Below are 25,587 nucleotides of genomic sequence, written 5' to 3' on the forward strand. Positions count from 1 at the left end.
ACCCTGTCGCGCATGCTGCCCGCAGAGCGTGACTTCTACTTAACACAGAGCGTGCACAGTGATCCGGGTACGGCGGACAGGCTCGCGGAACTGCCCGGCGGTCCCGATGAACTGGCCCTGCTCGTACGGCACTTGCTCATCCACCGCGAGGAGGCGGGCCGGTTCGGCTGTGCCCTGCCCGAATCGCGCTACCGCTCCGAAGCGGAGACCCGCTACATCGACGACATCCTCGACATCGTCCTGCGGCTCGACAAGGCGCCGCTCACCGCGCCCCGCCGGCCCCTCGACCGGTTCGCCGGCACCTGCCGGGACTTCGCCCTGCTGCACTGCGCGCTGCTGCGGCACACCGGGACTCCCGCCCGCATCCGCTGCGGCTACGCGACGTACTTCGCCGAGGGCTTCCACGACGACCACTGGGTCACCGAGTACGCGCATCCCGAGCGCGGCTGGATCCTCAGCGATCCGCAGATGGTGCCGGACGTGCGCATCGAGTCCCCGTACGAGCTGGACTTCGACCCGCTCGACGTGCCCCGCGACCGCTTCATCGTCGCCGGCGAGAGCTGGCGCCGCTGCCGCGAGGGCGAGGCCGATCCGAAGACGTTCGGAGTCAGCGTGCTGGGGCTGATGGGCATGTGGATGGTGCGCGCCAACGTCGTACGCGACCTGGCCGCACTCAACAGGGCGGAGGTGCTGCCCTGGGACGCCTGGGGCGTCGGCGACGCCGGGCGCGACGGGGAGCACGAGGCGGGCGACGAGGCGCTCGCGGTGCTCGACGAGGCGGCACGCGCCACGGTCACCGCGGACTTCGACGAGGTGCGCGCGCTGTACCGGGACACCCCGAGCCTGCGGGTGCCGGAGACGGTGACCTCGTACCAGTCGTACGACGGCGAGTGCGACGTGCGGCTGCGCGGCCCGCAGGATCAGTAGCCGTCAGGATCAGCAGCCGCGACGCCGGCACCGGCGGGAGTGCCGGTGCCGGCGTCCATGCCGGCGCTGTGCCGGCGGGAGCTCCGGTCGCGGTCGCGCGGCCGGCCGTCGTCCGGCCGGTCAGCTCGCCTGCGCCGTCTCGTACAGCTTCTTCGCGTCCTCCCCGAAGTACGGGCCGAACATCGTGTCCGGAAGGAACGTGTAGCCGAAGCTGTTCACCGAGGCTTGGAGGCCCTTGCCCGACGCCTCGTCGAACTCCGTGAACCACGGTCCGCCGCTGGAGCCGCCCGTCATGTTGCACGAGAGCCCGTGGTCCTTGGTGAGCAGCACGTCCTGGAAGGTCGTGCCGCTGCAATAGATCAGCTTCTCGCCGTCGTACGGATCGGCGGCCGGGAAGCCGAAGGCGTACATCTTGGTGTTGTAGTCGGCGTTGAAGGACAGGCCCTGGCCGCCCACGACGTCCGTCAGCTTCTTGCCGTCGAGCGGGTTCACCACGGCGGCGCCGACGTCGAAGTTCATGTCCTCGCTGGCCTCCCACTGCGGAGTGGTCAGCGTCTTGGACGCGGTCCACTTGCCGTGTGGGGCCTCGCCGTCGTGGTAGCCGGGCACGAAGACCCAGTCGGTGTGCCACTTGCCCTGGTACTTCACGCAGTGGCCGGCGGTGATGACCGTGCTGCCGTTGTCGCTCGTGACGGCGTCGCCGGAGCACGAGGCGTCGCGTCCGTCGAACTTGAAGAAGACCCGGCCGGAGGTCTTCACGACGTCGCCGCCGCCCGACCAGGGGCCGCCCGGTTCCGGCAGCGCCTTGGTGACGGCGTCCGTGTCGAGCGGCGGGATCTTCAACTCGTCGCCGCGCGGCACGGCCTTGCCGGCCCGTTCGACGGCGCGGGTGCCGATGTCGAGGAGGTCTTCGACGGGAGTGGCCGCACGCATGCGGTCGGCGGTCCACTGCCCGGCGGCACGCTCCTGCGCGGCCTTGGGTATCGCCGAACCGGGCGTCGTGTCACCGGAGTCGGCGCTTGCGGGGGTGGTCTGTAGCGCGAGGCCGAGCAGGGCGCCTACGGCTAGCAGGGCGCCGGCGCCTCGGCGCGTGCGTCGTGTGCGTCTCACGCGTACTCCTTCTGCTGGGATGGGGCAGACGAGTGGTGCGGACAGACGTGCGTGTTGCGGTGGTACGTGTGCGTCGTACGTATCGCGGTGGTGCGTGCTGCGTCGATAGCGTGCCCCGAAATCGGCCCCGCCGAACGGGAGTCGGCTCACCGGCACGACAAAGCCGCCGGACCCGCACAACAAGGCGCCCGGGGCGGTGCCCCGGGCGCTGTCGCGTGCGCGTGTGAGCCGGGCGCGCGTGCGCCCGCCCCTTGCCTGCCGGATTCTGCCGCTCGGATTCCGCAGCTCAGAAGCGGCGCGTGATCAGAGCGCGCTTGACCTCCTGGATCGCCTTCGTCACCTCGATGCCGCGGGGGCAGGCGTCCGTGCAGTTGAACGTCGTGCGGCAACGCCACACGCCGTCCTTGTCGTTGAGGATCTCCAGGCGCTGCTCGGCCGCCTCGTCGCGGCTGTCGAAGATGAACCGGTGCGCGTTGACGATGGCCGCCGGCCCGAAGTACTGGCCGTCGTTCCAGAACACCGGGCACGAACTCGTGCACGCGGCGCACAGGATGCACTTGGTCGTGTCGTCGAAGCGCTCGCGGTCCTTCGCGGACTGGAGGCGCTCGCGCGTCGGCTCGTTGCCGCTGGTGACCAGGAACGGCATGACGTCCCGGTACGCCTGGAAGAACGGCTCCATGTCGACGACGAGGTCCTTGAGCACCGTCAGGCCCTTTATGGCCTCGACGAGGATCGGCTTGACGCCCTTGCCGTCCTTGATCTCCGTTATGTCCTTGATCAGCGTCTTGCACGCGAGCCGGTTGCGCCCGTTGATGCGCATCGCGTCCGAGCCGCAGATGCCGTGCGCGCACGAGCGCCGGAAGGTGAGCGTCCCGTCCTGCTCCCACTTGATCCTGTGGAGCGCGTCCAGGACGCGGTCCTTGGGATCGATGTCGAGGGTGAAGTCCTCCCACCGGGAGTCCGCCGAGACCTCCGGATTGAAGCGGCGGACCCGGAAGGTGACGGTGACCAGGTGCGAGGCCGGCTGCGAACCGGCCGCCGGCTCCCCGGACTTGTCCATGACTGCGGTGCTCATCAGTACTTACGCTCCATCGGCTGGTAGCGGGTCTGCACGACCGGCTTGTAGTCCAGCCGGATCGACTCTGTGCCGTCGTCGCCCACTTCGCGGTACGCCATGGTGTGGCGCATGAAGTTGACGTCGTCGCGGTTCGGGAAGTCCTCGCGGTAGTGACCGCCGCGGGACTCCTTGCGGGCCAGCGCGGAGACAGCCGTCACCTCGGCCAGGTCCAGCAGGTTGCCCAGCTCGATGGCCTCCAGCAGATCGGTGTTGAAGCGCTTGCCCTTGTCCTGGACGCTGATGTTCCGGTAGCGCTTGCGCAGTTCGCCGATCTCCTCGACGGCCTCCTTCAGCGTCTGCTCGCTGCGGAAGACCATGACGTTCTTGTCCATGCACTCCTGGAGCGCCTTGCGGATCTCCACCACCCGCTCGTTGCCCGTCGCGTCGCGCAGGTTCTCCACCTCGCCCTCGACGAACGCGGCCGGGTTCTCCGGCAGTTCGGTGAAGTCGGCGGTGGCGGCGTACGCGGCGGCGGCGATGCCGGCTCGCCGCCCGAAGACGTTGATGTCCAGGAGCGAGTTGGTGCCGAGCCGGTTCGCGCCGTGCACGGAGACGCACGCGACCTCGCCCGCGGCGTACAGACCCGGCACGGGCGTGCTGTTGTCGGCGAGCACCTGGCCCTGCACGTTGGTCGGCATGCCGCCCATCGCGTAGTGCGCGGTCGGCTGGATCGGCACCGGGTCGGTGTACGGCTCGATGCCCAGGTACGTACGGGCGAACTCCGTGATGTCCGGGAGCTTCGCGTCCAGTTGCTCGGGCGGCAGATGCGTCAGGTCGAGGAAGACGTGGTCCTTGTCGGCGCCGCAGCCGCGCCCCTCGCGGATCTCGGTGTAGATCGCGCGGGAGACGACGTCACGCGAGGCGAGGTCCTTCATCACCGGCGCGTACTTCTCCATGAAGCGCTCGCCGTCCTTGTTGCGCAGGATGCCGCCCTCGCCGCGGGCGCCCTCGGTGAGCAGGATGCCCATCTTCCAGATGCCCGTCGGGTGGAACTGGAAGAACTCCATGTCCTCCAGCGGCAGTCCGCGCCGGAAGGCCGCGGCCTGGCCGTCGCCGGTGAGGGTGTGCGCGTTCGAAGTGACCTTGAAGAACTTGCCGTTGCCGCCCGAGGCGAAGACGACGGCCTTGGCCCGGAAGACGTGGATCTCTCCGGTGGCCAGCTCGTACGCCACGACGCCGGCGGTCTTGCGCACGCCGTCGACCTCGCCCATCAGCAGGTCCAGGACGTAGAACTCGTTGAAGAACTCCACGCCCTCCTTCACGCAGTTCTGGTACAGCGTCTGGAGGATCATGTGGCCCGTGCGGTCCGCCGCGTAGCAGGACCGGCGCACCGGCGCCTCGCCGTGGTTGCGGCTGTGGCCGCCGAAGCGGCGCTGGTCGATGGTGCCGTCCGGGGTGCGGTTGAACGGCAGGCCCATCTTCTCCAGGTCCAGGACGGAGTCGATGGCCTCCTTCGCCAGGATCTCGGCGGCGTCCTGGTCGACCAGGTAGTCGCCGCCCTTGATCGTGTCGAAGGTGTGCCACTCCCAGTTGTCCTCCTCGACGTTGGCGAGGGCCGCCGCCATGCCGCCCTGTGCGGCGCCGGTGTGGGAGCGGGTCGGGTAGAGCTTCGTCAGTACGGCGGTGCGGCTGCGCTTGGTGGCCTCGATGGCCGCGCGCATGCCCGCGCCGCCCGCGCCGACGATCACGGTGTCGTACTTGTGGATCTTCATTGGGTTACCTCAGCCCCGTACGTACGTCAGCGAATGTTCGGGTCGAAGGTGAAGATCACCAGCGTGCCCAGCAGGACGGTGAAGACGGTGGCGGTGTACAGCAGCATCTTCAGCCACAGGCGTGCGCCGTCCCGCTCCGCGTAGTCGTTGATGACGGTCCGCAGGCCGTTCGCGCCGTGCAGCATCGCGAGCCACAGCATCAGCAGGTCCCAGACCTGCCAGAAGGGGGAGGCCCAGCGGCCGGCCACGAAGGCGAAGCCGATCTTGGTCACGCCGCCGTCCAGCACGAGCTGGATCAGCAGATGGCCGAGGACCAGCACGACGAGGACGATGCCGGACAGCCGCATGAACAGCCAGCCGTACAGCTCGAAGTTGGTGCGGGTCGCCTTCGGCGTCCTGGTGGTGCGGGCGCGGGGCGGCGTGATGAGCGGGGCCGGATTGTCCACGCTGTACGGGCCGCTACCGGAGCTGCCGGAGTCGCCGGACCCTTCGGAGGGTGCGTTCGCGGTCTGGGTCGACATGTTCATCAGCTCCCGAACAGCGAGTGCAGAGTGTGCCGGAGGACGGGGTAGAAGGCGCCGATCATCACCACGCCCCAGACGGCCATGACGCTCCACAGCATCTGCTTCTGGTACCTCGGGCCCTTCGACCAGAAGTCCACGGCGACGACGCGGAGACCGTTCAGCGCGTGGAAGAGGACCGCGGCCACGAGGCCGTACTCCATGAGATTGACGATCGGCGTCTTGTAGATCGCCACCGTGTTGTCGTACGTCTCGGGCGAGACGCGGACGAGCGCGGTGTCCAGCACGTGCACGAACAGGAAGAAGAAGATGAGGACACCGGTGACTCGGTGAGCCACCCAGGACCACATGCCTTCCCGGCCGCGGTACAGCGTTCCAGCCGGCACGGAAAAAAACCCCTCCGGGTGCGGTGTCAGAGCCGGCCGCCATCTTCGGCTGAGAGTGCAGCGGTGTCGGTCGGGCTCGGCCGGGTACGGACCACCGGCCTGGGCCATCGTAGCGACGCTTTGTCGGTACATCGGTCCCGGGAGGGGCGGATGTGATCAATCAGGCAGAGCCGGGCGGAACTTGAGCGGCGGGGTCGCGGGGGTGTTCAGGACCCCTCGGACGAGGGCCGCGGGAGGGCCTTCCCGGCGCCCCTCACCAACCGCAGGAGCCTGCCGCGCGCGAGGCGCCGGAGCTCCTCCGTCACCACCAGACGCTCCTCCTCCACGTCGTTGGCCAGGCGGTCGCGCACGGCCGCGAGGGCCCGGTCGAGCTGCTCCCCGGGAGCACACTCGTCGAGGCAGACGAGGAAGGCGTGACCGAAGCGGTTCTCGTACGCGGCGTGAGCGGCCCGGAGGGCGGTGTGTGCCGCCAGGACTCCGCGCTGGTCCCGGTGGACGCGCTGGTCGGGCCTGCCGGGTGACCGGTCGCGCCTGCCGGACGAGGTGTGCGCCGCGCCCTCGCCGGGGGCCGGCACCACCGGCGACTCCGCGGCGAGCGCCTCCGCCAGATCGGCGGCCGTCATGTCGTAACTCGCCTCGTCCAGGGCCGCGAGCAGCGACTCCATGTCCGGGTACGGGCGGCAGGCGGCGATGCATGCCGCCCAGCGGCCACTGCCGCAGCAGCGCAGCAGCACCGCGGAGGCCGGCTCCGCGGGCGCGGCGTTGAACCGGGACAGCGGCATCGGAGGGGGCGGCGGCATCTTCGGGGACCTGCCGGACGGCCCGTGCCGAGCCGGTTGCGGCGCGGGCAGAGCGGGCATGCCCTCTCCCAGCCTGAGGCCCGTGGAGCCTCCGGAGGCGCCCACGACGGGCTGGGGCGCGGCCTTCTCGTCGCTTCGCGGACTGGGCGGCGGCATGGGCTCCTCGGACTGCGGGCTGACGTGAGGGCCCGGCTCCGGCGTACGCGTGGCGAACCCCGACCCGGACCCGTCGGTGGACCGGTGGGGGAGAGATGAGGCCTCGACCGGCCCGGCTCGCCCCCGCCCGACCGGCCGCCGCTGTGATTTCCGATACAGCTGCGCGATCGGGCCTCGGCCACCGTAACGAGGCGGAGTGCGAACGATACGACGAGTATGGGAATTTCACCCGGACGGGAACGATCCCGCTCGCATACCCGGCGAGTGCGAGTCGAAAAGGGGCAATAACGTATCCGTATGGGACCTAAGCGGCCAAAGAAACGGACGGTTTCGGCAGCCGTGCTCGTGGCGAGCACGGCGGGCCTTCTCACCCTCGGCGGCTGCTCCACCGAGGACGCGGGTGACGGAGGCTCCGGCGCGAGCGGGAGCGGCGTCGCGAACAGCCACGCACCCGGGGTGCCGAAGCCGACCGAGCCCGCCCGAACAGGCCCCGCACCGGCGGCAGTTCCGTCCGTACGGGAGTGGAGGCCGGTGCACGGCCCGGAGTGGAAGCCGTCGAAGTTCACGCGCGTCGTGGCCGACCCCGGCGGGCCGCTCGCCGACGAGGCCAGGCTGCTGGCCCGGGAGCTGAAGGTCCCCTTCTCCAAGGGCCCGGCCCGCACGGCGGACGTCCAACTGAGCCTGGACACCGGTCTGAAGACCGCGCGCGAGGGATACGTGATGGACAGCCGCCAGGGCCGGGTGCGGATCGCCGGGGGCACCGACGCCGGCGTCTTCTACGGCACCCGCACGCTGCTCCAGTCGGTGCGTGCCCGCGGCGGCGTGGCCGACGGCGTGGTCCACGACGAACCGGACCGTCCGCAGCGCGGGCTCTCGCTCGACATCGCGCGCAAGCACTTCAGCGCCGAGTGGATCGAGGACCGCATCCGCGAGATGGGCGATCTCAAGCTGAACCAGCTCCAGTTGCACCTCTCGGACGACCAGGCGTTCCGGGTCGAGAGCAGCACGCACCCCGAGGTCGTCTCGCGGCCGCATTTGACCAAGGCGCAAGTGCGGCACATCGTCAAGGTCGCCGAGTCCCGGCACATCGACGTCATTCCGGAGATCGACTCGCCGGGGCACCTCGGCGCCGTCATCAAGGCGCACCCGGAGATCCAGCTGAGGAACGCCGCGGGGAGGCCGACCGAGGGCGCCGTCGACGTCTCCGACCCGCGTGCGGCGCGGATCATCGACGATCTGCTGCGCGAGTACGCCGACCTCTTCCCCGGCAAGTACTGGCATCTGGGCGGCGACGAGTACCTCGCCCTGGCGCAGCGGGATCCCGAGGCCTCCTATCCCGCTCTCGCGGCGAAGGCCCGCGAGGAGCACGGCCGCGGCGCGCGCGTGCAGGATCTGGCGACCGCGTGGCTCAACGACCGCGCGAACGTCGTACGGCAGAAGGGCAAGACGCCGCAGGCGTGGAACGACGGCATCCACGCGGGCGGCGAGGTTCCCGCCGACCAGGACCGCGAGGTCGCCTACTGGACGGGCAAGGAGCCGGGCGAGCGGAGCCCCGAGTCGTATCTCAAGGACGGCTGGAAGCTGATCAACGTGAACGACGAGTTCCTCTACTACGTTCTCGGCCAGCCCAACAACTTCACATATCCGACAGGTCGCCGCATCTACGACGATTGGACTCCGGCGGTGCTGCGCGGCACCAAACCGGTTCGGGAATCCCTCTCCGGTCCGGAGCACATCCTCGGCGGCCGCTTCGCCGTGTGGTGCGACCGCGCCGGCGCGCAGACGCCGGAACAGGTCGCCGCCGGCATCAGGCCACCGCTCCGCGCGACCGCGCAGAAGTTGTGGGACCCGGCGAAACCGGCCCTGAGCTGGGAGGACTTCAAGCGGCTCGGCGAGCGCGTGAGCTGAGAAGCCCCGGCGGGCCCGCCGGAAAATGCGAAGGCGACCGGGGTCGCCACCCCCCACAGGAGAGACCCCGATCGCCCTCGAGAACGGGCGCACCACGCCAGGGGCAGGCCCGTACCTCTTACAGCGTTCGCGATCCGCATTCTGTTACCTGGTCAACTTGCGTGGACTATGACGCACACTTGGCCTTAGCGTGCTCTCGCATCGATGCTGGTCTTTGCGTAAGGCATACGCAGGCATCAGCGAGACGACGACAGACGTCCGACCAGGGGCGTGACCAGATCCGTTGGGACATCGCGGAGTGGGGCGAGAGACGGCCGTGCAGGGGGACGACGCGGAGTTGACCGCCGCGGTGCGTGCGGCACAGGGCGGGGACGAAGTTGCTTTCCGCACCGTGTACCGCACTGTGCACCCGCGGCTGCTCGGCTATGTCCGCACGCTCGTGAGTGATCCCGACGCCGAGGACGTCACGTCCGAGGCATGGCTTCAGATAGCCCGCGACATCAGCAGATTCAGCGGCGACGCGGACCGCTTCCGCGGCTGGGCCGCGCGAATAGCCCGCAACAGGGCGCTCGATCATCTGCGTACGAGAGGCCGCCGTCCCGTCATCGGCGGCGACGAGAGCGATCTCGCCGTGCTGCCGGCCGGAGCGGACACCGCCGACGAGGCGCTCGAAGCGCTCGGCACCGGCCGCACGATGGCGCTCATATCCCTTCTGCCGCAGGACCAGGCCGAGGCCGTGGTGCTGCGCGTGGTCGTCGGGCTGGACGCCAAGAGCGCCGCCGAGGTGCTGGGCAAGCGCGCCGGCGCCGTACGTACCGCAGCGCACCGTGGCCTGCGCAAGCTCGCACAGTTGCTGGAGGAGTCCGCGGAAGGACTCCCCGATCCGGCAGAACCGCCAGGGGGTCCGGATGCGTCTCCTACGGCGCGCGGTGTGACGCATAAGGCCTCGCGAACGCTGAGGGAAACGTGATGGCGGACGACGACCGGTACAGGTGGCTGGACGACGAAGCGGCGGAGCGGTTGCTGCGCGGCTCGGCGGTCAATGCGCGTAGCGCGCGGCGCGGCGGACGTCATGCTGCTGGCCGCGACAACGTTGAAGCCGGTCCCACCAGCGCTTACGGGCGTCCCGCGGCGGCCACGCCGTCCTGGGCGCGCGCCGCCGGACCCGCCGGTTCCGTACCGCGGCAGGGCGACGCCAACGGCTCCGGTGAAGAACGTCTCGCCTCCCTCCTCGACGCGCTCGTCGCGGAGCAGACAGCGACGCTGCACGCGCTCGGCGCCGGCCGCGGCGGGCGGGCGCAGGGCGATGCGACCGCCGAACTCCCCGGAGAGGCCGCCGCGGTGGAGGCGTTCCGCGCGGCGCACCCGCAAGTGGACGAACACAGCGGGACCGTCCACATCACGGCGGGGCCCACCGAGGCCGAAACAGTCGTCGGCCGGCGTGCCGCCATGCGGGAGGCCCGCCGGCGCTCCGGCGAGCGCCGCCCGGGAGCGGCCCGCCGCAACTCACTTGTGGGGCGCCCGTTGCGCGCCGGATTCGCCATGGCCGTCGCGGGATGCGCGCTCGGCGGTGCCGCGGTCGCGGCCGGAACGGGCGTGCTGCCCACGCCGTTCGGCGGCGGGGACTCACCGGCGGCGAGCGTTTCGCCGCTTGCCAGCCCCGACGACGACCGCCAGGAAACGGTCGGCGGAAGCGGCAGCCCGTACGACGGCAACGGTCCAAGACGCGGCACCCGCGAGGGTGGGTCCCCGTCCGACTCGCCGAGCGGCGAGGACCTCGCGGGCAAGGAGCGCGGACGGGACGGGAAGAACTCCAAGGGTCCCAGGGGCTATGAGGACTGGTGGCACGGCAACGGCAACGGCCTGTCGCAGTCCGACAAGAAGGCGATGGCGCACGCGCTGTGCGACCGGTACGAGAGCGGCGATCTCTCCGTGAACGACCGGCTCCGCCTGGAGTGGGTGGCCGGCGGCCCCGACGGTGTGAAGGACTTCTGCGACAAGAACGACACCGGGCGGGACGAGCAGACCGCCTCCGGCGGTGTCGGCAAGCCCGGAGAGCCGGGAGACGACTCGGGCGGCACGTCCTCGGGAAACGACGGGGGCGGTGAAGACGGCGGTGACAGCGGCGGCCAGGACGGCGACAGCGGCGGATACACCGGCGGGGAGTCGGGCGACACCGGTGACTCCGACGGCTCCGACAGCGGCGGCAGCAGGCCCGACAGTGGCGGGCAGCAGGACCCGGACAGCCCGACCGCCGACTCGGACACGACCTCGTCTCCGGACGCCACGTCGTCTCCGGACGCGGACGCTTCGCCGAGCGCGGACGCGAGCCCTTCGGCCGGTTCCTAGATCCCTGGGGCCAGGCGCTCGTTCCCGGCGCTCAGCGCCACAGCGCCACAGCACCCAGCACCCGGCGCCGGTTCCTGGTTTCCGGCCCGGCAGGCGCCGCAGTCGGCAGGCTGATCCGCGAACGTCCTTTCCCGCGGGGCCCGTTCGGACGCCCGGGCGTCAACTTCCCTCCGGTTCACCGCCGGGGGTGTTTCATTTCGTGCCGGAGGCTCTGGACAGGGATTTCGGCAACTGGCCGCGCCTGCCTCGCACATGTGACGCACGTCACACGATTTAGTTGAAACCTGGTGTGACACTTTCGGCGCGGACGACGCAGTAACAAGTGAGCCGACTGGTCATCGGCTGCGCGACAAGTCCGAGGTTCCCCCCGTACCTTCGGGCTCGCGCGAATGGCGCGGGCGGGACACGTTCCCCCGGTCCCGCCCGCGCCCCATCTCTTCACCTTTCTTCTTCCTCCGCGTTCCCGCGAATCCGCGCCGCAGTGGCCCCTTGGCCGCGTGCCTTGGCGCCGCCGGGCGCCGCTCATCGACCGGGTATCACTCGCCGGCCGCCGTCACTTGTAGACGACGACCTTGTCGCCCTTGCGTACCTGCGCGAAGAGGGCCGCGATCCTCTTCTTGTCCCGTACGTTGACGCAGCCGTGCGACGCTCCGCCGTAGCCACGGGCCGCGAAGTCCGAGGAGTAGTGGATCGCCTGGCCGCCGCTGAAGAACAGCGCGTACGGCATCGGTGTGTGGTAGATCGTCGAAACGTGGTGACGGCTCTTGAAGTCGACGCCGAACTGCCCTTCCCGCGTGGGCGTGTAGGCCGAACCGAAGCGCACGTCCATCGCCGAGAGCATCCGCCCGTTCACGTACCAGGCCAGCGTGCGGCTCTTCTTGCTCACGCACAGCGCGCGCCCCGTCAGGCAGCGCGGGTCCGGATCGTCGAGCGGAAGCGTCGTCGGCGGGTACAACTCGTCGTGCGACGGGGGCGACGTGCGGGCGCGCACCGCCGTCCACGCGCTCGATGTGAGAGTGCCGTCGCCGCGCAGGCCCTGCTGCCGCTGAAAGACGCGCAGCGAAGCGGTCGTGACCGGGCCGTAGTAGCCCGTCGGGTTGCGGTCGAAGAGGCCCAACTTGCGCAGCCGCGCCTGGAGTTCGCGTACCTGTGCGCCACGCGCGCCGAAGGTCAGGAGTACGGGGTCGGCGGGTGCGGCCCGGTTCGTCCGCCGGACCGGCTTCGCGGGTTCGCCGTCGCCCTCGCCCGGTGTGCTGTTGCTCACGGACGAGCGCCGCCGCTCGTCCGGTGTCTCCGGCGGAACCGAGGTCTTCGTCACGCGGATCGGCGCACTCCCGGCGGCTTGCGCCTTGCAGCCGGCCGCCGCGCCCCCGCCGACGACCAGCGCCGCCGTCACCGCCCACACGCTGCCGCGCCGTACACGTACGGACCCTCTGGACGTTCGAACCCCCGCCATCCCAACCCCCGGAACCTCAGCGGACATCACGGAATTCTCCACACCGATCGCCCCTTCTCTTCCCGCGTGGTCCGCGCGCGAACCCCACCCCCTGGCGGCATCCTGTGAGGGCGGCGCGGCACGCTGTGAGCAAGGTCCCAGCCGGTGGCCCTGCAACGGCCGGACGCGGATCGCTACAGTCCGTGGCAGCCGAGAGCATCAGCCCGAGCGGCCCCCGGCTCACAAGAGCGGGGCGCGCGCAGTGCTGCTGCCCGCCGCCGGAGAGGACCCCGGCGCGACCCCCAGACGGTACGGAGGCACAGTCCATGGCACGCCAGTCGGGCAACCAGCGGTTCAACGAGAGCGGTCTGCCCATCGAGCCCGTCTACGGTCCGGACGCGCTGCGTGACTGGGACGCCGGGGAGAAGCTGGGCGAGCCCGGCGCGTACCCGTACACGCGGGGCGTCTACCCGACGATGTACACCGGGCGGCCCTGGACGATGCGGCAGTACGCGGGCTTCGGCACGGCCACCGAGTCCAACGCCCGCTACAAGCAGCTCATCGAGAACGGCACGATGGGCCTGTCCGTCGCCTTCGACCTGCCGACCCAGATGGGCCACGACTCCGACGCGCCCCTCGCACACGGCGAGGTCGGCAAGGTCGGCGTCGCCATCGACTCCATCGACGACATGCGCGTCCTCTTCGACGGGATCCCGCTGGAGGAGGTCTCGACGTCGATGACGATCAACGCCCCCGCCGCGCTGCTGCTGTTGCTCTACCAGCTCGTGGCCGAGGAGCAGGGCGCGGACCCGGCGAAGCTCACGGGCACCATCCAGAACGACGTGCTCAAGGAGTACATCGCGCGGGGCACGTACATCTTCCCGCCCAAGCCGTCGCTGCGGCTGATCGCCGACATCTTCAAGTACTGCCGCGCGGAGATCCCCAAGTGGAACACCATCTCCATCTCCGGCTACCACATGGCCGAGGCGGGCGCGACGCCCGCGCAGGAGATCGCCTTCACCCTCGCCGACGGCATCGAGTACGTGCGTACGGCCGTCGCGTCCGGGATGAGCGTGGACGACTTCGCGCCGCGGCTCTCGTTCTTCTTCGTGGCGCGCACGACGCTGCTGGAGGAGGTCGCCAAGTTCCGCGCGGCGCGGCGGATCTGGGCGCGGGTGATGCGCGAGGAGTTCGGGGCGCAGAACCCCAAGTCGCTGATGCTGCGCTTCCACACGCAGACCGCGGGTGTCCAACTCACGGCGCAGCAGCCCGAGGTGAACCTCGCACGGGTCACGGTGCAGGCGCTGGGCGCGGTGCTCGGCGGCACGCAGTCGCTGCACACCAACTCCTACGACGAGGCCATAGCGCTTCCGACCGACAAGTCCGCGCGGCTGGCGCTGCGCACGCAGCAGGTCCTCGCGTACGAGACGGACATCACGGCGACCGTCGACCCGTTCGCGGGTTCGTACGTCGTGGAGTCGATGACGGACGAGGTCGAGGCGGCGGCCGTCGCCCTGATGGAACAGGTCGAGGACCGGGGCGGTGCGGTCGACGCGATCGAGCAGGGCTTCCAGAAGGAGGAGATCGAGCGCAGCGCGTACGCGATCGCGCGGGAGACCGACAGCGGTGAGCGGGTGGTCGTCGGGGTCAACCGCTTCCAGCGCGACGAGGAGGACCCGTACGAGCCGCTGCGCGTCGACCCGGCGATCGAGCAGCAGCAGTGCGAGCGGCTGGCGCGGCTGCGGGCGGAGCGGGATCAGGCGGCTGTGGACGGGGCGTTGGCGGCGCTGCGCAAGGCGGCGGAGGGGACGGACAACGTCCTGTATCCGATGAAGGAGGCGCTGCGGGCGCGGGCGACGGTGGGCGAGGTGTGCAACACGCTCCGGGAGATCTGGGGGGCGTACGTGCCGACGGACTCGTTCTGAGGGGTTGTGGCTCGCGCGCTTTGGTCTTTCCGGGGCGAGTTCGCTTTCGGTGCGTGGGTGGTGCCGGGGGCGGGACGCTCCGGCGGCGGCTCCGGGAAGGCATGATTTTTGGCCCCAGGCCTCACGGAACAGATGAGTTGATCTTTGATGCCGGGCCACAAATCACGCTTGAGTTTCCCGGAACCACCGCCTGCGCGCCCCACCCCCTCACGTCCGTCGGCGGCTCTCCCCTTGTGGCCTCCGACCAGCGCGGGCACGGTCTCCGGGTTCTCAACCGGCCCCTGATCGGGGGCGGTTGGACGTACGCGTACGGGCGGCCGGGCCCGGAGGGAGTACGGCAACGGTGGGGCCCCTGTGCCCCTGAGGGAGAGTCGTCGGACGGCGGGAGGGGGCGGGGTGCGCAGGGGGGCATGTCCGGACACTCAAGCGTGATTTGCGGCCCGCTAGCCAGAGGGTTCGGGGGTGTTCCGAGGGGCGAAAGGCCGTAAATCATGCCGTCCGGACTGACCCCCGGAGCGGCCCGCCCCCGGCACCACGCACCCACGGGAAGCGAACCCGAGGCGAACCCCGAGGCGCACCCCACACCCCGAACACGCGAACCCCCGTTGCCGAGCCGCCCGCAGAGGCGGAGGATGAGGGTCTGATTACCGGCGAGTATGGGGAGTCCTGGTGACTGCTGAAGTCGGAACGCAGGTCGAGCCACGCGAGTCGCGGGGGCTGGCCGAGCAGGCCGCGGCGCTGGCCGCCGGGGAGGTGACGGCGCGCGAGTTGACCGAGCGCGCCCTGGCCCGCATCGCCGCGACGCAGCCCACGCTCAACGCGTTCCGCCGCGTCCGCCGCGACGCCGCGCTCGCCGAAGCGGACGCCGCGGACGGCCGGTTGGCGCGCGGCGAGCGCCTGCCCCTGCTGGGCGTGCCCCTCGCCGTCAAGGACGATGTCGACGTGGCGGGGGAGCCGACGGCGTTCGGCTGCCCCGGCGACTTCCCGGCCAAGGACGCGGACAGCGAGGCCGTGCGCCGCCTGCGCGCGGCCGGTGCCGTCGTCGTCGGCAAGACCAACTCCCCCGAGCTCGGCCAGTGGCCCTTCACCGAGGGGCCCGCCTTCGGGGACACCCGGAACCCGTGGAGCCTGGAGCACACGCCGGGCGGGTCGTCGGGCGGCTCGGCCGCCGCCGTCGCCGCGGGGCTCGTGCCCGCCGCGCTCGGTTCGGACGGGGCCGGGTCGATCCGTATCCCGGCGGCCTGGAGCCATCTCGTCGGCATCAAGCCGCAGCGCGGCCGGATCTCGACGATGCCCGAGCCCGAGGCGTTCAAGGGGATCACGGTGTTCGGGCCGCTGGCCCGCACGGTGCGGGACGCGGCGCTGCTGCTGGACGTGGCCGCCGGCAGCGCGGACGGGGATCTGCACCGCCCGTCGCCGGTCGAGGTGCTGCCCGCGGTGGGCCGGGACCCGGGCCGGCTGCGCGTCGCGCTGTCGCTGCGGCCACCGTGGACGGCGACGCGGAAGTCACTCGATCCGGTGGTACGGGCAGCGGTCACCGGCCTCGCGGAGCGCATCGCGGCGCTCGGGCACGAGGTCGAGGAGGCCGACCCGCACTACGGCCCTGTCGGGCTGACGTTCGTGCCGCGGGCCACCGCCGGCATCCGCGAATGGACCGGCCGCGTCCCGGACTTCGACCTGCTGGACGCCCGTACGCGCGGCGCCGCCCGTACGGGAAGGCTGCTCGGCGGTTCCGTGCTGCGTGCCGCCCGCGCCGCCGAGGGGCCGCTGCACCGGCGGGTGGGGCGGATCTTCCACCGGTACGACGTGGTCCTCGCTCCCACGACGGCGACGCCGCCGCCGCGGATCGGCGACCTCGCGCATCTCTCCGGCTGGCAGACGGACCGCACGATGATCGCCCACTGCCCGTACGCGTGGCCGTGGAACGTGCTGGGCTGGCCCGGCGTCAACGTGCCCGCGGGCTTCACCACTTCGGGGCTTCCGCTGGGGGCGCAGCTGCTCGGGCCGGAGAGCAGCGAGCCCCTGCTCGTCCAGCTGGCCGCGCAACTGGAGGCGGACCAGCGGTGGTTCGAGCACTGGCCGGCCCAAGCGCCCCCCGAGGCGGCCGACTCGGAAGGCGCGCGGAACTAGCGCCGTCGTCAACGCAGGCCGAAGCGGGCCAGCAGAGCGCTGAGCCCGTCCGTCCACGCGTCGGCGGCGACGCCGAGGTGGCCGTCGGGGCGGATGAGGAACAGGCCCTCGCCGTACGCCTTTTCGGCATGCGCCTCCGCGTCGCGTATCCCGTACGCGTGGACGCCCGCCGGTACGCGCTCCGGCAGCCGCGCTCCGCCGAAGGCGAGCAGCGTCCAGTGCGGGCCGCGGAAGGCGTCGAAGAGCCGCAGCCGTTCGCTCCGCGAGGCGTCTCCCGCCCTCGGCGGGGACACGACGAGAGCGTCGGGCGCGCGGTCGCCCGCGCGCAGCTCGCCGCCGGGCGCGGTGCGCAGCTCGTGGGCGAGGGAGCCGTCGCGGTAGCCGATGTCGAGCTGCTGTGTCGCGCGCCCGCGCTGCTGACGGCCGCGGTGGATGCGGGTGCTGAGCCCGAGGACCTCGGCGGCCACGGGCAGCCGTTCCTCCTCGTACGTGTCGAGAAGGGCGTCCTCCGCGCCGTGCCGCAGCACCTGACCGAGCTTCCAGCCGAGGTTGTAGGCGTCCTGGATGCCGGTGTTGAGGCCCTGGCCGCCGGCGGGGGAGTGCACGTGCGCCGCGTCGCCCGCGAGGAGGACGCGGCCCTGCCGGAAGCGCTCGGCGAGTGCCGCGTTCGGCCGGAACACGGACGCCCAGCGCACCTCGCGCACGTCGTCGGCGGACAGGAAGCTGCGCTCGGAGACCAGGGCGCGGACGTCGGCCGGTGAGGTGCCGGGCTCCGCCTTCCCCCACGGGCTTCGGCGCGGGGAGTGCCCCAAGTCGTCGAAGCGGGCGGCCATCTGGAACAGGTCCGTGCCGTGCAGCGGGCACAGCGCCAGAGCACCGCCCTCGGCGTGCGGCCAGACGTGCCAGTGATCCCGGTCGAGTCCGGTCAGCCGCACGTCGGCGACGAGTGAGGGCTGCGGCTCGACCTGTTCGCCGGTCATGTCGATGCCGAGCGAGGTCCGTACGGTACTGCGGCCGCCGTCCGCGGCGACCAGGAACGCCGCGCGCACCGTGCTTCCGCCGCCGTCCGGCCCGGTGAGGCGCGCGGTCACGCCGTCCTCGTCCTGACCGAGGCCGGTGAGCCGGGTGCCGAACTCCACCTCGCCGCCCAGCGAGCGCAGCCGCTCGTGGAGCAGTTCCTGCGTGCGCCACTGGGGGAGCATCCGGCCCTCGCCGTACGGCTCACCGGGCCGGGGTTCGGAGGGCTCCACGAAATCGAAGGGCTCGCCGGGTCTGTCGCCGTCCCACGGCAGCATCCGCGGGTACGGACCGCTCTCGCGCCGCAGGGCCTCTCCGAGGCCCAGGTCGTCCAGGACCTCCAGGCTGCGGGGCTGGAGGCCCTTGCCGCGCGATCCGGGGAAGAGCGTCCCGGCCTGTTCGACGAGCCGGACCCGTACGCCTCTGCGGGCGAGGTCGCACGCGAGGGTCAGCCCTACCGGGCCCGCGCCGACGACGAGCACATCCGGGGCCCCGGCCGGTTCCTTAACGCTGTTAAATCGCTCCATGGCGAGAGAATGCGCTTAACGGTGTTAAGTTGTCAACGTGGTGAAGGCGAAAGGGAAGCCGGCGCTGGACCGTTCACGTGTCGTGGGCACGGCGCTGCGACTGCTGAACGAAGTGGGTCTCGACGGGCTCACCCTGCGCCGTCTGGCCAAGGAGCTGAACGTCCAGGCGCCCGCGCTCTACTGGCACGTGCGGAACAAGCAGGAGCTGCTGGACGAGATGGCCACCGCGATGCTGCGGGACATGAGCGCCGGGGAGGGCTCCGCGCCCGGAGAGGCCCCGCCCGCGGACACGAGCTGGCAGGAGCTGCTGGCGGAGACCGGACGGGGTCTGCGCCGCGCGCTGCTGCGCTACCGGGACGGCGCGAAGGTCTTCGCGGGCACCCGCCTCACCGACACGGGCCACGCCGCGCACCAGGAGGCGTATCTGCGGCGCCTGGTGGCGGCGGGCTTCTCACCGGGAGCCGCCGCGCGCGCCTTCTTCATCGTCTTCGTCTTCACCGAGGGCTTCGTGATCGAGCAGCAGGCCGTGGAGCCCATGCCCGGCGAGCGCGACCCCGGTTACGACGTGGCTCAGCGGTCCGGCTCGATCGGATCGGAGTTCCCCCTCGCCGCCCAGGCGGGCGCCGACCTCTTCCGCGACTACGACGCGCGGTTCGAGGAGGGCCTGGCGGTCGTCATCGCCGGCGTCGCCGCGAGCCTCGGCCCGCGCACGGCCCCGTGACGGCCGCGCCGTGACGGCCGCCTCGCGACGGCCCGTGGGCGGGCCGAAAACCGGTTGCTCTCCGTGGCCCGGCTCTGCTGTGCTCCACGGCGACAGCACAGGCTGACCCGAGGAGAGGCAATGCGGCGAGCGTTCATGTCCATCCCGAACGGAATCTCCATCCACTCCGAGGACATGACGCTCTGTGAAAACGCTCAACCTGGGAATCCTGGCGCATGTAGACGCCGGTAAGACGAGCCTGACCGAGCGGCTGCTGCACGCCGCCGGTGTCATCGACGAGGTCGGCAGCGTCGACGACGGCAGCACCCTGACCGACTCCCTGGCGCTGGAGAGGCAGCGGGGGATCACCATCAAGTCCGCCGTCGTCTCGTTCGCTCTCGGCGACGTGACCGTCGATCTGATCGACACCCCCGGCCACCCCGACTTCATCGCCGAGGTGGAACGGGTCCTCAGCGTGCTCGACGGCGCCGTGCTCGTGATCTCCGCCGTCGAGGGGGTGCAGCCGCAGACCCGCGTACTGATGCGGACGCTGCTGCGCCTGAACATCCCCACCCTTCTCTTCGTCAACAAGATCGACCGCGCCGGAGCGAGGTACGGGCCGGTTCTGCGGAGGATCGCGGAGAAGCTGACGCCCGCCGCCGTCCCGATGGGGCGGGTGCGCCGGCTCGGCACGCGCGCCGCCGAGTTCACCCCGTACGGCGCGTCCGACGCCGGTTTCGCCGCGCGCCTCGCCGAGGTGCTCGCCGAGCACGACGACGAGCTGCTCGCCGCGTACGTCGAGGACGAGCAGGCGCTCTCTCCCGGGCGGCTGCGCGAGGAGCTGGCTGCCCAGTCCCGACGGGGCGTGGTCCACCCGGTCTTCTTCGGTTCGGCCATCACCGGCGCGGGCGTGGACGCGCTGACGGCGGGGCTCAGGGAGCTGCTGCCCGCCGCCGAGGGGGACCCCCGCGCGCCCGCCCACGGAACTGTCTTCAAGGTCGAGCGCACCGCGGGCGGGCAGAAGTGCGCCTACGTGCGCATGTTCGCCGGGACCGTCCGCGTGCGCGACCGGCTGCCGCACGGCGGCGCCGGCGACGACCAGGACGACCGCGGCGCCGGTGACGGACGTGAGGGCAAGGTCACCGGCATCGACGTCTTCGAGCAGGGGAAGGACGTCCCGCGCCCGTACGTCGCGGCCGGACGCATCGGCAAGCTGCGCGGCCTCGCCGGCGTCCGGATCGGCGACACGGTCGGCGCGGCCGAGGTGGTGCGCGGCGCGGCGCGCGAACAGCACCACTTCGCGCCGCCCACGCTGGAGACCGTCGTCACTCCCGCCAGGCCCGAGGACCGGGGCGCACTCCACACGGCGCTCACCCAACTCGCCGAGCAGGACCCGCTGATCGGACTGCGGCAGGACGAACTGCGCGGCGAGATCCACCTGTCGCTCTACGGCGAGGTGCAGAAGGAGGTCGTACAGGCCACGCTCGCCGACGAGTTCGGCCTCGACGTCGCCTTCCGCGAGTCCACCACCATCTGCATCGAACGGCTCGACGGGCCCGGCTCCGCCGCGGAGATCATGAACAAGGATCCCAATCCGTTCCTCGCGACCGTCGGGCTGCGCATCGAACCGGCGCCGCCGGGCAGCGGCGTGCGGTACGGGCTGGAGGTCGAACTCGGCTCCATGCCCTACGCGTTCATGAGGGCCGTCGAGGACACCGTCCGCGAGACGCTGCGCGAGGGCGTCCACGGCTGGCAGATCCCGGACTGCACCGTGACGATGACGCACTCGGGCTACGCACCGCGCCAGAGCCACGCCCACGCCGTCTTCGACAAGAGCATGTCGAGCACGGGCGCCGACTTCCGCCAACTCACCCCGCTCGTCGTGATGGAGGCCCTGCGGCGGGCCGGAACGACGGTGCACGAGCCGATGAACCACTTCCGGCTGGAGATCCCCGCGGAGTCCTTCGGCGCCGTACTGCCGGTGCTCTCGCGTCTGCGCGCGGTGCCGCAGGCGCCCGTGACGAAGGGCGACGCGTATCTCCTGGAGGGCGAGATCCCGGCGGCGCGCGTGCACGAGCTGGAGCAGCAACTCCCCACGCTGACAAGCGGGGAGGGCGTGCTGGAGTGCGAATTCGCCCACTACCGGCCGGTGGTGGGGGAGATCCCCTCGCGCCCGCGCACCGACCACGACCCGCTCAACAGGAAGGAGTATCTGCTGCGCGTCGTACGGAGGGTCGCGGGCGCATGACGCCGCCGGCGGGGCGGGCGGTCACGGCGCGAGGACGTCCAGTTCGGCCAGGGCGTCCTCGGTGATGGTCCGCATCACGCGCTCGGCGTTCGCGCCGTCCCCCTCCCGTACGGCCTCGGCGACCTGGACGTGCATGGTGACGGCCTCCTGGCGGGGATCGCTGAACATCACCTCGTGCTCGGTGCGTCCGGTGAGGACGGCGGCCACCACATCGCCGAGCCGCGCGAACATCTCGTTGCGCGAGGCCCGCAGTATCACGCGGTGGAACGCGACGTCGTGCACGAGGTAGTTCTCCAGCTGCTGGCCGCGTGAGGTGCGCACCATCCCCAGGGCGTGCTCGGTCAGTTCGGCGCACTCCTCGGGTGTGGCCAGCTCCGCCGCGAGCCGCGCGGCCACCGGTTCCACGGCGGAACGCAGCCTCGTCAGCGAGCGCAGCTGCCGCGGCCGGTCGGAGCCGGCGAGCCGCCAGGTGATCACCTGCGGGTCGAAGACGTTCCACTGCTCGGTCGGCAGGACGGTCACGCCGACCCGGCGGCGCGACTCCACGAGATGCATGGACTCCAGCACCCGCACCGCCTCGCGCACGACCGTGCGCGAGACCTCGTACCGCTCGGCCAGCTCGTCCGTGAGCAGGACCGTGCCCGGCGGATAGTCGCCTGCGGTGATCGCGGGCCCGAGCCGGCCGAGCAGCCGCGCGTGCAGCCCCCGCCCCCGGCTCTCCGCAGCCTGGCTGGACATGAGTCTCCCGTGTCGTCTGGCCCCGCCCGTCGCCGGCCTCCGTCGGACTCAGCGTACGTGGTGGCCGTCACGGCAATTAAGTATGACGAATTGCGCTCGACCTATTGAATACGTGTGACGTAATGGGGTTGAGTGTGCGGCGCCCGACGAAGCCCGGAACAAGCCCGGAACAAGCCCGGACGAGGTCCGGATGTGGAGACAGCGAGGTGCACATGGGTTCCGCGGAGAGCGCGCCGCTCGGCGCCGTGGTCGTCATGGGGGTCGCCGGTACCGGCAAGACCACCGTGGGGGCGCTGCTCGCCGAGGCGCTGGACGTGCCCTACGCCGAGGCCGACGCCTTCCACCCGCCGGCGAACGTCGCCAAGATGACCGCGGGCCAGGCCCTGGACGACGCCGACCGCGCGCCCTGGCTCGACGCCATCGGCGAGTGGGCGGCCGAGCGGGAGCGCAGCGGCGGGGTCGTCAGCTGCTCGGCGCTCAAGCGCGCCTACCGTGACCGGCTGCGCACGGCCGCGCCCGGCGTCTTCTTCGTGCACCTCACCGGAGACCGGGCCCTCATCGCCCGGCGCATGGCGGAGCGCCGCGACCACTTCATGCCGCTGACGCTGCTGGATTCGCAGTTCGCGACGCTGGAGCCGCTGGAGCCGGACGAGCCCGGGGCTGCCGTCCCGGTGCTTGCGGGTCCGGAGGCCGTGACCCGGCGGGCTCTCGCGGTGCTCCGTGAGCGGCCCGCGGCACGGGAGGGGCTCCGCGCGGGTCTGCCGGAGGAGTCGCCCGCCGCCCCGCCGTAGGCGCGGCGGCCCCAACCACCCCAGTTTTCCTCGGGTTTCCCGGCATCTGTGCCGGCGCGGGCCGCCATGGGCCCCACAACCACAGCCATCCCCCACATCCCCTAACCCCCGTCCGTACGTCGACAAGGAAGAGCCGTGCGCCATCTCAGTGCCGAGATACTGGCGGCCGGTCCGGAGCCGATAGATCCGATCAGCTCCGCCGGCCACCTTCAGCTGGGGCTCGCCGCCCTGGCCGGTATCGCCGTCATCGTCCTCCTCATCACGCGCTTCAAGGTCCACGCGTTCCTGGCGCTCACCCTCGGCACGCTCGTACTGGGTGCCGTGGCCGCCGCCCCGCTGGAGAAGACCATCGAGAGCTTCTCCACGGGACTGGGCGACACGGTCTCCGGAGTGGGCGTCCTCATCGCGCTGGGCGCGATGCTCGGCAAGCTCCTCGCGGACTCCGGAGGCGCCGACGAGATCGTCGACACGATCCTCGCCAGGACGAGCGAGCGCGCCATGCCGTGGGCGATGGCGCTGATCGCGGGAATCATCGGGCTGCCGCTCTTCTTCGAGGTCGGCCTCGTGCTGATGATCCCCGTGCTGCTGCTCGTCGCACGGCGCGGCAACCTCTCCCTCATCCGCATCGGAATACCCGCCCTCGCGGGGCTCTCCGTGATGCACGGCCTGGTGCCTCCGCACCCCGGCCCGCTCGCCGCGATCGACTCCGTACACGCCAACCTCGGCGTGACGCTCGCCTTCGGCGTGCTCGTCGGCGTCCCGACGCTCGTCGTGTCGGGGCCGCTCTTCGCGCGCTTCGCGGCGAAGTGGGTCGACGTGCAGCCTCCGGAGGGGATCGTCCCGCAGCGCCCGTCCGAAGACCTGGAGCAGCGGCCGAGGTTCGCGGTCACGGTCGGCACGGTGCTGCTGCCCGTGGTGCTGATGCTCGCGAAGGCCCTGACGGACATCGTCATCGACGACCCCGGCAACACCGTGCAGCGGATCATGGACGTGGCCGGATCGCCGCTGATCGCGCTCCTCGCCGCGGTGATCGTCGCGATGTTCACGCTGGGCAGGGCCGCCGGGTTCACGAAGGGACGGATCACCTCCACCGTCGAGACGTCTCTGATGCCGATCGCCGGAATCCTGCTGATCGTCGCGGCGGGAGGCGGTTTCAAGCAGACGCTGGTCGACGTGGGGATCGGCGAGATGATCCTGGACTTCTCCAAGAGCTGGTCCGTTCCGGCGCTGCTGCTGGGCTGGCTGATCGCGGTGTGCATCCGGCTCGCGACCGGTTCCGCGACGGTGGCGACCATCTCGGCCGCCGGCCTCGTCGCGCCGCTGGCGGGCGACATGAGCACCGCGCAGTCCGCGCTGCTGGTGCTGGCGGTCGGGGCGGGCTCGCTCTTCTTCAGCCACGTCAACGACGCGGGCTTCTGGCTGGTGAAGGAGTACTTCGGGATGAGCGTCGGCCAGACGATCAAGACGTGGTCGGTGATGGAGACGCTGATCTCCGTCGTCGCCCTGATCTTCCTGTTGCTCCTCTGGCTCGTGGTCTAGCGTCCGTACGGCAGAACGCCGCCCCTTCCCACGGGCTTCCAACTCCGGGGAAGGGGCGGCGTTTTCGCGTCTCTGTGCAGGTGGCCAGGCGGCCAGGCGGCCAGGTGTCCGGCCGTCCAGGAGGCCGGCCGGGCCGTCAGCCCATCGCCGCGCGCTTCAGCGCACGTACGCGCCGCGCCGCCCTGCGCACCGTGGGCCTGCGCCGCAGGAACGCGAACTGCCGTGTCATGCCGCCCGGCAGGGCCAGCGCCGTGAGGCGGCGCCGCTTGAAGTAGCGCCGCGTACGGGAGTTGAGCTCCGCGGAGAGATACCGCTCCGCGTCGCCGCGCAGCCCCGGCTGGATCTCGGGCTGCATGCAGTAGCCGACCGCACGCAGCAGCCCGGTGAGCCTCCGCTCGGTCTCCGCGGCGTCCGGCATGCGCCAGGAGCCCGAACCGGCCCCGGACGCGGCCTCGTTGCCGGCACCGGTCTTGTTCGCGTCCCCGGCCCCCGCCGTGTCCTCGCCGACGTCCGGCAGCAGCGCGTCCACGAGCGTGACCGGAACCCGGTTGCTGTTCTGGTACGGCGCGACCCGCTCAAGCAGCAGCCCCGTCCCCGTACGGGCGACGTTCAGCCCGTAGAACGACGCGGCCGTCAGCAGCGCCGTCGAGAAGCAGCCCACGACGAGCTCCGGCCGCATCTGCTCGTACAGCACCTCGGCCAGCATGGGAGTGTTCAACACCAGCAGTTCGACGCCGAGTTCGCCGGCCTCCTTCTCCAGGGCCCGCGAGAAGCGGGCCGGAGCGACGGGGTGCGGCTTGAACACCACGCTGCTGTGCCCGCGCCGCGCGGCGCCCCGCAGCATCTGGAGATGGAGCTGCTCCTCCTCCGCGGGCGTGAGGATCTCCAGCGCCGACATGTACTGCCCGAGCAGCAGCGCGCCGCCCTGCGGCGCGGCAGACACGCTCGGCGGCACGTCCTGCGCCAGCTCTCCCAGTACGGACTTGAAGGCGTCGGTCGGCACGACCTCGCTCTCGACGCCGAACTCCGTGAGCAGCAGCGGCTCAACACCGGGGAGCAGGTCGAGATGGAGCAGCCGCCGGACGCGCGAACCGACCAGCGGCTCCAGCTTGTTGCGGGTGGGCCCGTAGCTCATCAGCCCGTCCGCGTACACCTCCAGGGGCGCGTCGGGGAACATCCGGGCGACGGCGAGGGCGGGTTCGACCTGGATGGACTCGACGACGAGCTCCACCTCGTCGTCGCCGAGGCCCCACAGCAGCCGCAGATACCGCTCCCACATCGGCACGTCGTCCGTACGCGGCGACCAACCCCCGGGATGGAAGGGCCAGATGGCCTCGTTCCACGACAGCACGCGGTCGAAGCGGCCGCGCAGCCGCTCGAATCCGGGTGTGGCGTCCAGCGGCGGCACGGTCTCCGGGCTGGCCGCGTTGTTGCTCACCAGCAGCAGGCGCCGGTCGCCGTCCCGGAAGCTCCCGGCGTCGATGGCGGCGGCGAGCGTCGCGGCGCCGTAGAGGGTGGAGGCGAAGAAGATCTGCGTACGCATGCGGTCGG

General features: G+C 71.3%; 20 protein-coding genes. 10 read left to right on the top strand and 10 right to left on the bottom strand.

What is annotated here, in order from left to right; all coding sequences use genetic code 11:
* Positions 1-12 precede the first annotated feature (12 nt).
* Positions 13-927 (top strand): transglutaminase-like domain-containing protein, encoded by a 915-nt coding sequence (locus tag QQM67_RS01890; protein ID WP_314171736.1) that lies wholly within the window; start codon positions 13-15, stop codon positions 925-927.
* 120 nt (positions 928-1,047) lie between these two features.
* Here the strand turns inward: QQM67_RS01890 and QQM67_RS01895 are convergent, their stop codons facing one another.
* The 6 genes from QQM67_RS01895 to QQM67_RS01920 form a co-directional block, all read right to left on the bottom strand.
* Positions 1,048-2,037: a trypsin-like serine peptidase gene (locus QQM67_RS01895; RefSeq protein ID WP_314171737.1), complete on the bottom strand. Its 990-nt coding sequence runs from the start codon at positions 2,035-2,037 to the stop codon at positions 1,048-1,050.
* Between the two features lie 286 nt (positions 2,038-2,323).
* Positions 2,324-3,112 carry a succinate dehydrogenase iron-sulfur subunit gene (locus tag QQM67_RS01900; RefSeq protein WP_314171738.1) on the bottom strand — a complete coding sequence of 263 codons (789 nt, stop codon included), beginning with the start codon at positions 3,110-3,112 and terminating at the stop codon, positions 2,324-2,326.
* Entirely contained in the window at positions 3,112-4,866 is a 1,755-nt protein-coding gene (gene sdhA / locus QQM67_RS01905; protein ID WP_314171739.1) for a succinate dehydrogenase flavoprotein subunit, read from the bottom strand. Before sdhA ends, QQM67_RS01900 begins: the two co-directional genes overlap by 1 nt.
* Positions 4,867-4,892: 26 nt before the next feature.
* Positions 4,893-5,387 carry a succinate dehydrogenase hydrophobic membrane anchor subunit gene (locus QQM67_RS01910; RefSeq protein ID WP_314171740.1) on the bottom strand — a complete coding sequence of 165 codons (495 nt, stop codon included), beginning with the start codon at positions 5,385-5,387 and terminating at the stop codon, positions 4,893-4,895.
* A gap of 5 nt (positions 5,388-5,392) precedes the next feature.
* Positions 5,393-5,773 (bottom strand): succinate dehydrogenase, cytochrome b556 subunit, encoded by a 381-nt coding sequence (sdhC, locus tag QQM67_RS01915; protein WP_314171741.1) that lies wholly within the window; start codon positions 5,771-5,773, stop codon positions 5,393-5,395.
* 206 nt (positions 5,774-5,979) lie between these two features.
* Entirely contained in the window at positions 5,980-6,573 is a 594-nt protein-coding gene (locus tag QQM67_RS01920; RefSeq protein ID WP_314171742.1) for a 2-oxo-4-hydroxy-4-carboxy-5-ureidoimidazoline decarboxylase, read from the bottom strand.
* Between the two features lie 453 nt (positions 6,574-7,026).
* Between QQM67_RS01920 and QQM67_RS01925 the strand changes: the two genes are divergently transcribed.
* From QQM67_RS01925 to QQM67_RS01935, 3 genes are all read left to right on the top strand, one after another.
* Positions 7,027-8,637 carry a beta-N-acetylhexosaminidase gene (locus QQM67_RS01925; protein WP_314171743.1) on the top strand — a complete coding sequence of 537 codons (1,611 nt, stop codon included), beginning with the start codon at positions 7,027-7,029 and terminating at the stop codon, positions 8,635-8,637.
* A 316-nt stretch (positions 8,638-8,953) separates the two neighbouring features.
* Positions 8,954-9,607, top strand: a complete 654-nt coding sequence (locus QQM67_RS01930) for an RNA polymerase sigma factor (protein ID WP_314172211.1) — start codon at positions 8,954-8,956, stop codon at positions 9,605-9,607.
* Positions 9,607-10,986 carry a hypothetical protein gene (locus QQM67_RS01935; RefSeq protein WP_314171744.1) on the top strand — a complete coding sequence of 460 codons (1,380 nt, stop codon included), beginning with the start codon at positions 9,607-9,609 and terminating at the stop codon, positions 10,984-10,986. The genes QQM67_RS01930 and QQM67_RS01935 overlap by 1 nt, the downstream gene beginning before the upstream one ends.
* Before the next feature lie 553 nt (positions 10,987-11,539).
* Here QQM67_RS01935 and QQM67_RS01940 read toward each other — a convergent pair.
* Positions 11,540-12,382, bottom strand: a complete 843-nt coding sequence (locus QQM67_RS01940; protein ID WP_314171745.1) for a L,D-transpeptidase family protein — start codon at positions 12,380-12,382, stop codon at positions 11,540-11,542.
* A gap of 365 nt (positions 12,383-12,747) precedes the next feature.
* Here QQM67_RS01940 and QQM67_RS01945 point away from each other — a divergent pair, with 365 nt between their 5' ends.
* Together QQM67_RS01945 and QQM67_RS01950 are read left to right on the top strand one after the other, a co-directional pair.
* Positions 12,748-14,346, top strand: a complete 1,599-nt coding sequence (locus QQM67_RS01945) for an acyl-CoA mutase large subunit family protein (RefSeq protein WP_314171746.1) — start codon at positions 12,748-12,750, stop codon at positions 14,344-14,346.
* A gap of 669 nt (positions 14,347-15,015) precedes the next feature.
* Positions 15,016-16,476, top strand: coding sequence for an amidase (locus QQM67_RS01950; RefSeq protein ID WP_314171747.1), 1,461 nt, complete (start codon positions 15,016-15,018; stop codon positions 16,474-16,476).
* 8 nt (positions 16,477-16,484) lie between these two features.
* Here the strand turns inward: QQM67_RS01950 and QQM67_RS01955 are convergent, their stop codons facing one another.
* A complete protein-coding gene (locus QQM67_RS01955) occupies positions 16,485-18,020 on the bottom strand; it encodes an FAD-dependent monooxygenase (protein WP_314171748.1) in 1,536 nt (511 codons plus the stop codon).
* 37 nt (positions 18,021-18,057) lie between these two features.
* Here QQM67_RS01955 and QQM67_RS01960 point away from each other — a divergent pair, with 37 nt between their 5' ends.
* Together QQM67_RS01960 and QQM67_RS01965 are read left to right on the top strand one after the other, a co-directional pair.
* A complete protein-coding gene (locus QQM67_RS01960) occupies positions 18,058-18,741 on the top strand; it encodes a TetR/AcrR family transcriptional regulator C-terminal domain-containing protein (protein WP_314171749.1) in 684 nt (227 codons plus the stop codon).
* A 184-nt stretch (positions 18,742-18,925) separates the two neighbouring features.
* The gene (locus tag QQM67_RS01965; protein ID WP_314171750.1) at positions 18,926-20,968 is read left to right on the top strand and encodes a TetM/TetW/TetO/TetS family tetracycline resistance ribosomal protection protein; all 2,043 of its coding nucleotides are present in this window, start codon (positions 18,926-18,928) and stop codon (positions 20,966-20,968) included.
* A gap of 21 nt (positions 20,969-20,989) precedes the next feature.
* Here QQM67_RS01965 and QQM67_RS01970 read toward each other — a convergent pair whose 3' ends face one another.
* The gene (locus QQM67_RS01970) at positions 20,990-21,706 is read right to left on the bottom strand and encodes a FadR/GntR family transcriptional regulator (RefSeq protein WP_314171751.1); all 717 of its coding nucleotides are present in this window, start codon (positions 21,704-21,706) and stop codon (positions 20,990-20,992) included.
* 212 nt (positions 21,707-21,918) lie between these two features.
* On the opposite strand from QQM67_RS01970, the gene QQM67_RS01975 reads away from it, so the two are divergent.
* A complete protein-coding gene (locus QQM67_RS01975) occupies positions 21,919-22,497 on the top strand; it encodes a gluconokinase (RefSeq protein WP_314171752.1) in 579 nt (192 codons plus the stop codon).
* 135 nt (positions 22,498-22,632) lie between these two features.
* Complete coding sequence (locus tag QQM67_RS01980; protein WP_314171753.1) at positions 22,633-24,036, top strand: GntP family permease; 1,404 nt, start codon at positions 22,633-22,635, stop codon at positions 24,034-24,036.
* Between the two features lie 136 nt (positions 24,037-24,172).
* On the opposite strand, the gene QQM67_RS01985 is transcribed toward QQM67_RS01980, so the two are convergent.
* On the bottom strand, positions 24,173-25,579 hold the full coding sequence (locus tag QQM67_RS01985; RefSeq protein ID WP_314171754.1) for a polysialyltransferase family glycosyltransferase: 1,407 nt from the start codon (positions 25,577-25,579) through the stop codon (positions 24,173-24,175).
* Positions 25,580-25,587 lie beyond the last annotated feature (8 nt).

This window comes from Streptomyces winkii (genome assembly GCF_032248595.1).
In the GTDB taxonomy this organism is placed as follows: Bacteria; Actinomycetota; Actinomycetes; order Streptomycetales; family Streptomycetaceae; genus Streptomyces; species Streptomyces winkii.